Source organism: Dyadobacter sp. CY347, assembly GCF_021502655.1.
Taxonomy (GTDB): Bacteria; Bacteroidota; Bacteroidia; order Cytophagales; family Spirosomataceae; genus Dyadobacter.
In genome coordinates, this window is record NZ_JAKFFT010000004.1 from 1,032,500 (window position 1) to 1,045,730 (window position 13,231).

Annotated in this window: 12 protein-coding genes; 10 read left to right on the forward strand and 2 right to left on the reverse strand. The window is 44.9% G+C overall.

What is annotated here, in order from left to right; all coding sequences use genetic code 11:
• Nucleotides 1-2 precede the first annotated feature (2 nt).
• A complete protein-coding gene (locus tag L0659_RS12460; RefSeq protein ID WP_235126368.1) occupies nt 3-1,535 on the reverse strand; it encodes an NAD(P)/FAD-dependent oxidoreductase in 1,533 nt (510 codons plus the stop codon).
• 38 nt (nt 1,536-1,573) lie between these two features.
• The gene (locus L0659_RS12465; protein ID WP_235126369.1) at nt 1,574-5,413 is read right to left on the reverse strand and encodes a trifunctional MMPL family transporter/lysophospholipid acyltransferase/class I SAM-dependent methyltransferase; all 3,840 of its coding nucleotides are present in this window, start codon (nt 5,411-5,413) and stop codon (nt 1,574-1,576) included.
• A 144-nt stretch (nt 5,414-5,557) separates the two neighbouring features.
• Here L0659_RS12465 and hutH point away from each other — a divergent pair, with 144 nt between their 5' ends.
• From hutH to L0659_RS12515, 10 genes are all read left to right on the forward strand, one after another.
• Nucleotides 5,558-7,087: a histidine ammonia-lyase gene (gene hutH, locus L0659_RS12470; protein WP_235126371.1), complete on the forward strand. Its 1,530-nt coding sequence runs from the start codon at nt 5,558-5,560 to the stop codon at nt 7,085-7,087.
• On the forward strand, nt 7,084-7,815 hold the full coding sequence (gene fabG / locus L0659_RS12475) for a 3-oxoacyl-ACP reductase FabG (RefSeq protein ID WP_235126372.1): 732 nt from the start codon (nt 7,084-7,086) through the stop codon (nt 7,813-7,815). The genes hutH and fabG overlap by 4 nt, the downstream gene beginning before the upstream one ends.
• Before the next feature lie 3 nt (nt 7,816-7,818).
• Complete coding sequence (locus L0659_RS12480) at nt 7,819-9,039, forward strand: beta-ketoacyl synthase (RefSeq protein ID WP_235126374.1); 1,221 nt, start codon at nt 7,819-7,821, stop codon at nt 9,037-9,039.
• A gap of 195 nt (nt 9,040-9,234) precedes the next feature.
• Entirely contained in the window at nt 9,235-9,501 is a 267-nt protein-coding gene (locus L0659_RS12485; RefSeq protein WP_235126377.1) for a phosphopantetheine-binding protein, read from the forward strand.
• Nucleotides 9,502-9,503: 2 nt separating this feature from the next.
• Nucleotides 9,504-10,370 carry a lysophospholipid acyltransferase family protein gene (locus tag L0659_RS12490; RefSeq protein ID WP_235126379.1) on the forward strand — a complete coding sequence of 289 codons (867 nt, stop codon included), beginning with the start codon at nt 9,504-9,506 and terminating at the stop codon, nt 10,368-10,370.
• Nucleotides 10,370-10,789 (forward strand): hypothetical protein, encoded by a 420-nt coding sequence (locus L0659_RS12495; RefSeq protein ID WP_235126380.1) that lies wholly within the window; start codon nt 10,370-10,372, stop codon nt 10,787-10,789. Before L0659_RS12490 ends, L0659_RS12495 begins: the two co-directional genes overlap by 1 nt.
• 21 nt (nt 10,790-10,810) lie before the next feature.
• Nucleotides 10,811-11,227 (forward strand): thioesterase family protein, encoded by a 417-nt coding sequence (locus L0659_RS12500; protein WP_235126861.1) that lies wholly within the window; start codon nt 10,811-10,813, stop codon nt 11,225-11,227.
• A 7-nt stretch (nt 11,228-11,234) separates the two neighbouring features.
• Nucleotides 11,235-12,317 (forward strand): beta-ketoacyl synthase, encoded by a 1,083-nt coding sequence (locus tag L0659_RS12505; protein WP_235126381.1) that lies wholly within the window; start codon nt 11,235-11,237, stop codon nt 12,315-12,317.
• Nucleotides 12,314-12,934, forward strand: coding sequence for a hypothetical protein (locus tag L0659_RS12510; RefSeq protein WP_235126382.1), 621 nt, complete (start codon nt 12,314-12,316; stop codon nt 12,932-12,934). Before L0659_RS12505 ends, L0659_RS12510 begins: the two co-directional genes overlap by 4 nt.
• A 35-nt stretch (nt 12,935-12,969) precedes the next feature.
• Nucleotides 12,970-13,230: a phosphopantetheine-binding protein gene (locus L0659_RS12515; protein WP_235126383.1), complete on the forward strand. Its 261-nt coding sequence runs from the start codon at nt 12,970-12,972 to the stop codon at nt 13,228-13,230.
• Nucleotide 13,231: the final 1 nt, after the last annotated feature.

Genomic DNA, 13,231 nt, shown 5'->3' on the forward strand with positions numbered 1-13,231 from the left:
GATTAGGCATTTTTAACTTTTTGGATGAGTTTCTCTTTGTCTACAAATGGAAAGCATGTCACAAAAGCACTCACGGTGACGCCAAGTATGCCATGCATTGAAATGTTTTGTCCTGTTAAATGCAGGTTCGGAATTCTTGTTTTTGTATTGATCTGTGTCCGCGTAGGCGAATTCGAGTTTTTCAGTACTCCATACAAAGAGCCGTCTTTATTGCCAATGTAATCCCTGAATGTCAGTGGTGTAGCGCTATGAATTGCCTTCACTTTCTCTGAAATTCCCGGAAAAACTTCCTCTAACCGCGCCAGAACTTTGGCCTCTTTGTCTTTTTTAAACTGCTCATATTCCGCATCACGCACGCCCGGCTCGGCCACCGTGCTGAAAGTCCCGCTCCACTTTTCGGTTTCGGAAGCATTCATATAGGTCATAATCGACATGGAATCAGCATATTGACCTGTTTTGGAAATGTATGGGGTGCAAATAAAATAGGTTTGCGGCCAGGTTTCCTGATCATAATCAATGCCTCCCCAAACGTCGTCAATGTGATGCTGATAGATATTGTAATTTAAATATTCGAAGCTTTTTTCCCGGAAAGTAACATGCACCAAAAAGGTCGAAATGCTGTTTTCTAATCCCTGAACACGGTTTTTATACACATTAAGGAATCTCTCACTCCCAAAAATGTCAATGGTCACGGAAGGATGCACATTTGAAATGAACTGTTTACCCTTAAACGTCTCGCCATTTTCCAAAACCACTTCCGTGATCTTGCCTTCTTCATCATAATTGGCCGAAACAACTTTTTTATATTTGTAAATTTCCCCGCCATGCGCCCTGATCGCCTTGCTCATCTGTATGGCAATCTGGGAGCCGCCATCGATAAATTTGTATGAGCCCGACAAATAACTTTTCATAATCAGCGCATGAACGTAAAATGGCGTTTTGTCACGGACGCCCGCATAAAGCAGGTTTGATCCGGCCAACACATTCCGAAGGCGCTCATTGTCAGTGATCGACGCAATGAAATCGTGCGTATTCAATCCCATCACATCGCCGTCCATCTGGTAATTGTCTCCCGAAATCCTGAGGTTATAAAGCGGGAATTTTTCGCAAACTTCTAAAATCTTGTCGCAATAGGTTTCGATAGCGGTCTTATCCTCCGGGAAATATTCGATCAAAGCGTTTTTATAATGATCAAATCCCTGAGCGTAAGCATATTCCGAGCCATCCTGAAAGCGGATGACGTCAAACTTGTCATCGTCCATCCGTTTCATTTTCAGCTTGTCAAGTATTCCGAAATATTTGAAAAACTGATACAGGTTCTCGCCTTTGTCCAGGCTGCCTACATAATGGACGCCCGTGTCAAAAATGCTTTTTCCACGGCTGTAAACCTGTAAATGTCCGCCTATTTGATGGTTTTTTTCCAGCACAACAACGCTGAAACCTTCCAAAGCCAGAATGTTCGCACAAGCCAGGCCGCCGAGGCCGCTGCCTACAATTACAAAGTCGTATTCTTTTTGCACGGCGGAAGATTGCATGAAAATGATTAATGAAAAAGTTTATAATCCACGAATTATTATCTGGTCAGTGGCCGCAAAATAAACAGCACATTCGATGTATTGCTGGAATGTTCGTGCATCTCAATGCGCATATTGTGCCTGGCCGCAAATTCACGGATGTCAGCCGATGCGAAGAAGTGAAATTCATCTTCTTTACGGTTAAATGAGAAAATTCCCGTGGATAGTGCTTCCGTTTTCTGCGTGTTCCTGTGCTTTTCCTGATGATCCGTGATGCCGTCGCGGATGAAAAGGATGCCATCCGGTTGCAATGCTAATGCGCACCGGTCTAGCAATTTAAGCTGTTTTTCTGTTGATAAATAATGCAGTATATCATTCAAAAATATTACATCCTGACTCCCCAGGTCAGCCTGCATAATGTCGCTGTTTAAAAAGCTCAGACTCGCCGTTTTGCGGTAACTGTTCTGTGCAATGCTGATCTTCTCCTCATCATAATCAATGCCGGTGATCTGGCGGTCCGCGTTTTTATAATGCAGGTAAAATGACAAATAGCCGTAACCACAGCCAATGTCGAGGATATTTTTCCTGTTTCCGATTAACGCATTGTAGTGCGCAAAATTCTTGCTTTCCAGCCGCCATTTAATTTTGAAATACCATTCCAGCACCGGGCCTTTGAAAACATAATTGGCGAAAATTTTATGTTTCAGATAAGCAGTATCCTCCATCTCGTCTTTATAGGTAGCAAATGCCGTTCTGAAATAAGCGGCAATGTTTTTAGTCCTATCCCGAAGCTGGCTGCCCCATTGAGGATCAGCGAGTCGGATGCGTGGAAGCACGCGGACGTTGAGTGCGCCGGGGCGGATCAGGAAATCATTTTTAGGCAAAACATCGGAAGCACCGTGGATCAATATGGGTTGAATGTCCAAATTAAGCTGCTCCGCAAGGTGAAAAGCGCCTTTATGGAACCGCCCGATTTCGCCGTCCTCAGACCGCGTCCCCTCCGGAAAGATCAGCAATGAATAACCGTCTGCAACCAGCTTTTTTACCTGATGAATGTTCTCTTCAGGGCCGTCGTCTGTATACACATAACCCGCGTGGCGAATGATCGGGCCGAAAAATGGTGAATTATAAACCCAGCCTTTGACCATTAACACGATCTTGGGATTGAGCATAATAGCCAGCAAAATGTCCAGAAATGAAGTGTGGTTGGCAATGAAAATGACCGGCTTTTCAGGTTGCAGGTTGTCCAGCCCTGAAAAATTCTTCTTTACATGCGGCCCGGAATAGATCACAGTTTTAGCGTAAAAAGAAAGCGAACGGTTCAGCATGGCCTTCTTTCTTAATTTCGAAATAGGCAATAATAAGATCGCAACCAGTTTGATATGCAGGAATAAGCAGCCGGATAAAAAGTAGGTAAAACTGGAAATGCTGATCAGGAACGGCAGTAAGGTTACCGGGGCCTTTTTACGCGCAATTCTGTTTTGAACAAAAAAACCAAAAAGGACAGGCTGAAAAACGAAGGAGATGAAAAGGATGCAAACAATGCCCAGCACGCTGATCAATGCAATGGATTGAATCGCCGGATGTTTGGCAAAAATAAGGACACCCGTTCCGATGATCGTTGTTGTGGCGGATAGCACAATGGCCGACTGGTAAGAACGAAGCGAATCCTTCCCGTATTTATATTTATTGAGCAGTCCGTCCGTAACGAAAATACTGAAATCGTCGCCAAGCCCGAAGATGAATGTCGTTACGATAACATTCACAAAGTTGAATTTTATGCCCAAAATAGCTGCTATGCCCAATATCCAGATCCAGCTGATCACCATTGGCAGAAAAGTTAACAGTGTTAATTCGATCCGGCCGTAGACGACAAGTAATGTGAGGAACACAATGGACGCCGAAATGAGCAGGAGGTAATTAAAGTCATCTTTGACCATTTTCAACAGATCGCCGGCAAGTTCTCCGCGGTCGAACAATGCTATTCCGGGGATTGTTCTCAGTTCGTTCTTGACAATTGCCAGCTGGTTTTGCGGAACGATCAATGTGGTGATAAAGGTCGTCCCCTTGGCATTCGATTCGATCAGATTATCCAGGCCCAGTTCGGCTAGCAATGTATCCACGGGAACACCGCCTGGTTGCTGGCCGGCGACCCAGCCTTTAAAATCACTGAATGCATTGGCGTTAAATCCTTTCTTTACAGCCGCCTGATCCAGTGCATTATACGTCGCTTCCTTCCGGCCCAAATCCCAGAAATCATGCCATTGGCGGTTCCGTTCGAGCCGGAGTTCTTGGGGAATAAGGAATGACCCGGAGGAAACAAAGCTGTTTATTTTACCCTGATCACGAAGCCGGATCAGATTTTGGTAAACCTTATAATTTATTGACTCCGCTTTCACCCTAACAGGATCGCCAGCGAAAATATAGATCCTTTTTTCAGCCTTCGGGTCAATCCCGGTAAGCGTCTCTTCCCGTTTTTGTAAATCTTCATCCTGAATGCTGAGGTTTTCAAAACTGCTGTCAAATTCCGTAAACTGAGCGAAATAGAGGAATATCAGGGTTACAACGGCAATGAATCCCAAAACCATCGGTCTAGACTTTTCCTGGATTTGCGGAAACCAGAACGCACGGCTTTCTTCGGGCATTCGCTTTTTCTCAAATGCAACTGAGGATAATATAACGGGCAATGCAATCAATGTGAAAAGCGCTGCTCCGAGCAGACTAAGGGATGAAAAAAGCCCAAAATCTTGCAAAACCGCCGAATTGGCAAAATGTAATGCACTGAAAGCCATCACAGTTGTAAAACTGCCCGTCAGCAAAGGCGCGCTTACTTCCTTGATTGCCGTGGAAATGGAATTGGTATGCCTTAAATGTGTAAAAAAATGAAATGCATAGTCGAGCAAAATGCCAAAAACTACGGCGCCGGTCGCTAGGGAAATGCCCGATATCTCAGGGCGGACATAGCCAATAATGCCCAATGCAAATATCGCCCCGAAAACGCCGGGTAATATAATGTAAAGCGGAATGAGGAATTTGCGATAATAAAAGATCAGCAAGAGCAAAATGCCTCCCAATGCGACGAAGGACGTTAAATAGGAATCCTTTTTGACCTGGATAGCATTGCGTGCTGCGATTTGAAAAGTGCCGAAATAAGAAAAGTTATGGTGTCTCTGCCGCTTATTCCACCGGGACTTGAATGCTTCTACATCTTCATACAGCTCAACATTCTTTTCGGAATTACCTGAATCAAAGCTTGTTGCGGCAAAGATGATCATTTTCTTGCGGTCGCCTGTAAACATGACGCCATCTTCCAGCACCATGCCGTTTGCATTGCTGTTGGCATTTAATTTCCGAAAATAGGGGCCGGTTATGCCAAGCGGATCATTGACTATGAATTGTTTGAGAAATGTCCCACCGGGTGTTGTAAGCTGATTATAAGCTGAATTGACAGAGGCTTTGACCGTATCTGCGTTTAACCGCGATGCAATGTGGGAGTAATAAGAAGAATCGATCAGTTCCGGAAAGCGGCTGTAAACAAATTGGTAAACATCTTCCTGAACGAACGGCCGTTCGATCTGAATGTTCCGGATGGCGCCATTGGTATACCTGGTTAACGAGTCGGAAAAAGCTTCTCCGAGCAATTTTGCTTCCTCAGATGTGGTTTCCTCCGGAATGTCAATCGAAAAGACGATCTGGTTGATGATGTTCTTGCTTTCGATGAGCCGGTTGAATTCTTCGAAGCTTTTACCCTTCGGTAAGGTTGCAAAAATGCTTTCCGTTACCTTTAACCGCGCGATTCCAAGGACCAGAAAACTTGTAAGGACAACCAGACTAAGGAAGAATGCGGGCTTGTGTCTGGAAAGGAACTGATGTAACCTTAAAAGTAAATCTCCGATCATTGAAAGGGGAACGTGAATGTCAGACAAAAGTAAGCAAATGTAAAATTCCGGCAACTTCCGGCGGCACGTTTGCCGATTGCCGTATGTTTGTCAAAACCGCAAAAAAAGATTTATTTTACGTAATATTAATTATGCAATCTCTAAATGAATAGTATTTCCTTAGCTCATATCGAGCAGTATGCTTTTGAAAAGAAGGAATTTATCTTAGCCGAAGACGCCCTCAATAAAGTTTCTAAGTCCTTTACATTTCTTACGAATTTCTCCAAAGATAAAATTATATACGGAATCAATACCGGTTTTGGCCCGATGGCGCAATACCGGATCGAGACTGATAAGCTGAGTAACCTGCAATACAACCTGATCCGCAGCCATTCCAGCGGCATCGGGAAACCACTTAACGAAATCTACGCCCGCAGCGTCATGGTGGCGCGCTTGAATTCCTTTTTACAGGCCAATTCGGGTGTCAGCACAGGTGTTATCAAGCAACTCGTTGCGTTTTTGAACAAAGGCATTGTCCCCGAAATCTTCGAGCACGGAAGCGTTGGCGCGAGCGGGGACCTTGTGCAGCTTTCACATCTCGGCCTTAACCTGATCGGCGAAGGGCATGTTTATGATAGCGGAATAAGAGCAAATACGGCCGATGTTTTGGCAAAAAACAACATTGAACCGCTGAAAATGGAACTGCGCGACGGCCTTGGGCTGATCAACGGAACTTCCTGCATGACGGGCATTGCGGCTATCAACATTATATATGCCAAAAGACTGGTACAATGGGCAGTTGCCGCGTCGTCGATGCTGAATGAGGTTATTGAGGCATTTGACGATTCGTTTTCCAAGCAACTGAATGCGGTGAAGCATCATAAGGGACAGCAGGTCATTGCGCAGCAAATGCGTGATTTTGTGGCTGGAAGTCAGCTGATCCGCAATAGGGAAGAGCTTTTTAAAGATGATACAGCTTTGCAGCGCAAGGAGTTTGAGCGCAAGATCCAGGAATATTATTCAGTAAGATGCGTTCCGCAGATATTGGGGCCGATTCTTGATACATTGCAATATGCACAGGAAGTCGTTGAAAATGAGTTGAATTCAACCAACGATAACCCGATTGTAAGCCCCGATGACGACAATGTCTTCCACGGTGGCAATTTCCATGGTGACTACATTTCACTGGAAATGGATAAGGTTAAAATTGTGCTGACCAAGCTTTCCATGCTCATGGAACGCCAGCTTAACTTTCTCATGAACAGCAAATTGAATGGTAAGTTTCCGCCCTTCCTGAATGCCGGGACCTGGGGGTTGAACTTCGGATTCCAGGGCGTACAGTTTACAGCAACTTCCACAACGGCCGAAAATCAGGCATTATCCGGTTCGGTTTACGTGCATAGCATTCCAAATAATAATGATAACCAGGACATTGTAAGCATGGGGACGAACAGCGCTGTCCTTTGCAAGCAGGTTTTGGAAAATTCATTCCAGGTCATGTCCATTCACATCATGGCCATTTGCCAGGCGATTGACTTGTTGGAACCGGATGAAAGGGAGCGGTTATCACCCAATGCAAAATCAATTTACAGCCAGATCCGGCGCCATGCGCATTTCGTGAAGGAAGATATCCCGCAATCTGAAAGCATTGCCGCTGTTTTTGAATATATAAAAGAAACCCCCTTTAAATTATGAGCTGTGCATTGGTAACAGGCGCTTCACGCGGATTGGGTCGTGCCATAGCGGTGCAGCTGGCGAAAGATCACGGCTTGTATATTCTGGTTAATTATTCTTCAAATCAATCTGCGGCGGAGGAAACGCTTGCCGCAATTGTGGCTGCCGGTGGGAATGGCGAATTGCTGCAATTCAATGTTCAGACAAAAACGGAAGTGGACGAGGCGTTGAACAAATGGAGGGAAAAGAACGAGGAAAAGTCTATCAGTGTTTTGGTGAATAATGCCGGAATTACACGGGATGGCTTGTTTATGTGGATGCCTGAACAGGATTGGGACGATGTGATGAACATTTCTGCCAAAGGGCTTTTTAATGTTACACAAAATGCCATTCAGCAAATGTTGCGCAAGCGATCGGGCCGGATCGTGAACATTGCATCGGTCTCCGGAATGAAGGGTGTGGCAGGACAAACGAATTATTCTGCGGCCAAAGGGGCAATTATTGCTGCCACAAAAGCGTTGGCACAGGAAGTCGCAAAGCGGAAGATCACTGTGAATGCAGTGGCGCCGGGTTTTATCACCAGCGATATGACCAAAGACCTGAATGAAGCAGAATTAAAGCAAATGATCCCGATGAACCGTTTCGGGCAGGCGGAGGAAGTTGCGCATCTGGTGAGTTTTCTGGTCTCGGACAAAGCCGCCTACATTACGGGCGAGGTGATTAACATCAACGGAGGAATTTATTCATAATTAATGGATCAGAGAGTTGTCGTAACCGGAATTGGGATTTACTCTTGTCTAGGTGAAAACCTGGATGAGGTCGCAAAATCTTTATATGCCGGTAAGAGCGGGATTGTATTTGATCAGGATAGAAAGGATTTTGGATTTCGTTCTGCTTTGACGGGCATGGTTCAGGAGCCAGACCTGAAAAATTATTTGTCCAGAAGACAACGCCTGGGCATGCACCAGCCCGCTATTTACGCATATATGGCTACACGCCAGGCACTTGAACTCTCGGGATTGGACATAGATTATCTGGAAACGACAGAAACAGGGATCATTTATGGCAACGACAGCACTGCGGCATCGGTCGTGGAAGCTGTTGAAAAGGCCAAAGAAAAACACGACACAACATTAATCGGAAGCGGTGCTATTTTTCAAAACATGAACAGCACCGTGAATATGAACCTTTCAACGATCTTTAAGCTGAAAGGCATCAATTTTACGCTTAGTGCGGCTTGCGCATCAGGCTCACATTCGATCGGGATGGGCTATATGATGATCAGGCAGGGATTGCAGGAGAGGGTCATTTGCGGAGGAGCACAGGAAATTAATACCGCTGCTATGGCCAGTTTTGACGGGCTGGGAACATTCTCGGTGCGCGAATCCGAACCTGCCAAAGCTTCCCGGCCATTTGACCGCGACCGCGACGGGCTGATCCCAAGCGGAGGCGCAGCCACAGTGATCCTTGAATCCTATGAATCCGCAATCAAGCGTGGTGCTCCAATCTTGGCAGAGCTCATTGGTTACGGGTTTTCTTCCAACGGCGACCACATATCCAACCCAAGCATCGATGGGCAGATCCGCTCACTAAAAATGGCAATGGTCCAGGCCGGCATTGCCGCAGACGAGGTGGATTACATCAATGCCCACGCCACATCGACTCCGGTAGGCGACGGAAGCGAAGCAAGGGCTATTTTCGAAGTTTTTGGAAACAAAACGCCGGTTAGCTCAACAAAATCCATGACGGGCCATGAGTGCTGGATGGCGGGTGCAAGCGAGATTGTTTACTCCTTATTGATGATGCAAAATTCTTTTATTGCACCCAATATCAACTTCGAAAACCCTGACGAAGATTCAGCCAGGATCAACATTATAGCTGAAACCACGTCGCAGGAAATCAATTGTTTCCTTTCGAATTCGTTTGGATTTGGGGGAACAAATTCAACCTTAATTCTCAAAAAGATCTCCTGATCAGGGCGGTTTGCGAAGTCGTAACTTCGTAAGCGGCGGTTCCCGGCAACCATAAATTTGTATTTTTGTTCTGCTCTGAATTCCTGAGCGACCCGCAATGGTTTTTGTATTGGATTATTGTGTAAGCGGCAGAATTTAATTTAAAAAAGAGCAATATCATTAAACTATCAGCAAGAATAATTTAATTTTGTAGCCATGTATGCTAACGACGTAAAAATGAGTTGGGAAGAAGTTATCGAAGAAACGAGGGATTTTTTATCTGAGGAGTTTGAGGTGGACCGGAATCTGATTCTTCCTGAAAACAGTCTCAAAGATACGCTCGATTTGGACAGCCTTGACTATGTGGATCTTGTAGTGCTCATTGAAGAAAATCTCAACATTAAAATTACAGGCGAAGACTTCAAGGAGATCGTGACATTCGGCGATTTTTACCGGCTCGTGCGTAAGAAACTAGATCTGTAAGAATGAGCCGTTGGGATGGTAAAACCAAAGGATCATTAGCTGGTTACAAAATCTTTCTCTTTTTCATTAACACGCTGGGGCTGGATTTTGCCTACGGCCTTTTGCAGCTGGTAACCTATTATTACTATCTCTTTGCAGCAAAGCAAAAGAGCGCGTTACTGGACTTTTACCAAAATACCCTCCACCTTCCGATTCCAAAGGCCAAAAAGCTGGCCAGGAAAAACTTTTACATCTTCGGTCAAACATTGGTAGACCGCGCCGCATTCCTGCTTGGGAAGACGGAAAAATTCACGCATGTATTTGAAAATGAACAGTATCTCATTGATATCCGGGATGGCGGGAAAGGCGGGATTCTGCTAAGCGCGCATTTGGGCAACTGGGAAACAGCCGGTAATCTGCTCAAAGGCCGCATTACACCGACCATTAACATTGTCATGCTGGACGCCGAAGTGGAGAGCATTAAGCAGTTCATGGACAGTTCAACGGGCGGCTCACGGTTCAAGGTCATAGCGATCAAAAATGACCTTTCACACATTATATCAATTCGCAATGCGCTCATTAATAATGAGTTTGTGGCGATTCATTCGGACCGTTACCTGGATGGGGCTAAGTTTATAGAGCTGGATTTTTTCGGCAGGAAAGCTAAGTTTCCTTACGGACCGTTTATTATCGCCTCAAAGTTCGATGCGCCGGTAACATTTGTTTTTGCTGCCAAAGACGGAAAATACAGTTATCACCTGAGCGCCACTTTACCATTAACAGGAAAGCATAAACCGGAAGAAATCGCTGCGTTATATGTGGCCGAACTTGAACGAAAAGTGAAAGAATATCCTGAACAATGGTTTAACTATTTCAAATTTTTTGTTTAATGAAAGTATCCAAAGATGCTATAAGTCAATACATTCCGCACAGAGAGCCCTTTATCATGATTGATAACTTGGTCAGTGTTACTAACGACCGGTTTGAGTCAGATTTTTATATAGAAGAGGATAATGTTCTGGTTGAAGACGGACATTTTCAGGAGTCGGGCTTGCTGGAAAATATTGCGCAGACTTGTGCGGCTTCCTTCGGATTTTTGGGCCGTGAGGAAGCGGGGGAGCCTAAAATTGGTTTTATAGGCGCTATTACGAAAGTGGAAGTCCATCAACTCCCGGCAGTCCATGCCACCATCCGGACAATCGTAGAACCTCTACATCAATTGGGAAATATTTACCTGGTTAAAGGGGAAAGTTTCTTGGAAGGGCGTATATTGCTCGGCTGTGAAATGAAGATTGTGGTGACACAATAACCCCTAACGACTTTGAGTGATATGATTGCTTCGGAAATCGAAATTGATATACGTTTTAGTGAAACAGACGCAATGGGCGTGGTTTGGCATGGAAATTACCTGAAATTTTTTGAAGACGGAAGAGAAGCTTTTGGTAAAGCCTACGGCCTGGAATACCTGACAATTTTCGATAAAGGCTACTTTACACCAATCGTAAAATCAGAAATTGACCATAAAGCTCCGGTATATTACGGTCAGAAGATCAAAGTAATAACAAAGTATATTCCTGCGAAATCTGCAAAAATCCAGTTTGAATATGAGGTGTTAAACCTGACAACTGGTGAGTTGTGTGCAGCGGGCAAAACCATGCAGGTGTTCCTGGACAAGGAAACACGCACATTGGAGCTGATAACCCCCGAGTTTTATCGGGATTGGAAAGAAAAAAATAAGGTTTATTAAATTGAGAATGACCTACATCGGCGCCGAAGTAATCATAAGTCCATTGGGTAGGACCACAGCTGAAAACTGGGCTGCTATGCACGCCAATCGGTCGGGGATTTCTCTGGTTAAACAAGCCGGATTTGACGATACAGACCTTTATTTGTCCAAAATGCTGGACTTGGTCAGTGAATTTAAATTCGAAAAACTGATCTCGGACGCACTGGCGGCAGTTGCTGAAAATATAGACCCTGCAATCCTGACATCTGATAAAACGATCGTGCTCGTCAGTTCGACAAAAGGTGAGCTCGACAAAAATATCACGGATCAATTTGGTAAAAGCATTGATGCACTGGTTACGGCATTCGGCCTTGCTAACCGGCCTGTTGTGCTTCCAAATGCTTGCATATCAGGCGTTTTGGCTATTAATGCAGCGAGTAATTTAATCAATGCAAAAATTTACGATCACGCAATTGTGATAGGCTGCGACCTGATTTCAGACTTTGTTGTTTACGGTTTTCAATCCCTTTTTGCAATCAGTGACAAACCTTGCGCGCCATTTGATGCGTTGCGTAATGGCATTACTATGGGAGAAGGATGCGGTGCTGTGGTTGTTTCTGAAACGAAAGGAATTTTCAAAAATGGCGCATTCCGGCTGCTTTCTGGCACAAGCGCCAATGATGCCAACCATATTTCTGGTCCGTCGCGAACCGGTGAGGGGCTTTTTCGAAGTGTAAAAAAGACGCTTGAAACCAACCACGTAGCGCCTGATGAAATCGATTTCATTTGCGCACATGGCACGGCAACGGTTTTTAATGATGAAATGGAATCCATTGCCTTCGACCGGATCGGCCTTAATGACGTGCCGCTGAGCAGTTTGAAAGGTTATTTCGGACATACGCTCGGTGCCGCAGGCGTGATTGAAACGGCAGCTTCCATGCAAATGATGCAGCACGGAATTTTGCTTAAAAGCCTCGGTTATCAGGAAAGCGGCACTTCAAAAAAATTGAATGTTGTTGCAGATAACATGACCAGCCATCCCAAAACCATCCTCAAAACGGCCTCGGGTTTTGGTGGCGGCAATGCATCTTTGATTATCAGAAGTTTATGAGTTTGATTACAACATATTGCCATTTGTCGTCTGATCATTGTTCGGTTAATGGCGAAATCGTGGTAACGCGGGAAAAAGACGCTGCCGACAGTTGGTTCAAACAGATTTACAAAGAGCAGGAGATCGTTTATCCAAAGTTCTATAAAATGGATGCGCTGTCACAGGCCGGTTTCCTGGCTTCTGAATTAATAAAACGTGCAAATCAGGGACTTACGGACAAGTATAAGGACGATGAAATTGCAATGTTGTTTGCAAACCAGTCATCCAGCGCAGATACGGACCTGCGATTTGTGCACTCTTATGAACTTAATGGGGCTCCAAGTCCTTCTTTGTTTGTTTACACTTTGCCCAACATTGTTTTGGGTGAAATAGCGATCAGAAACAAGTGGTTTGGCGAGAATATGTTCGCTGTTTTGCCTAAATTCGCCCCCGGTTTTTTCGTCGACTATGGACAGATTCTCCTGACGACCGGCGCCAAAGCAGTCCTTATCGGTTGGCTTGGGATTCTGGGTGACAATGTTGAAGTTTTCGTTGCGCTGGTAGAAAGCGAATCGGAAGGCGGCATGGATTTCAATAGTGAAAATCTGTTGAAACTCGCGGATCTGAGCCACGCGTAAAGACCCGAAAAATTAAGTATACACATTAATCGACAATGGATAATTTAAAGGAAGACCTTAAAAATCAGATTATAGAGCAGTTGAATCTCGAAGATATCACACCGGCCGACATTGCGGACGATGTGCTGCTTTTCGACGACGGAGGTCTGGGACTTGATTCTATCGATGCGCTTGAACTGATCGTTTTGCTCGAAAAATACCATGGCATCCAGGTGATTAACCCGGAAGAAGGCAAGGTGGCTTTCAAGTCAATTAATACAATGGCTGAATATATCCGTAACAGGAAAGTCGAATAAA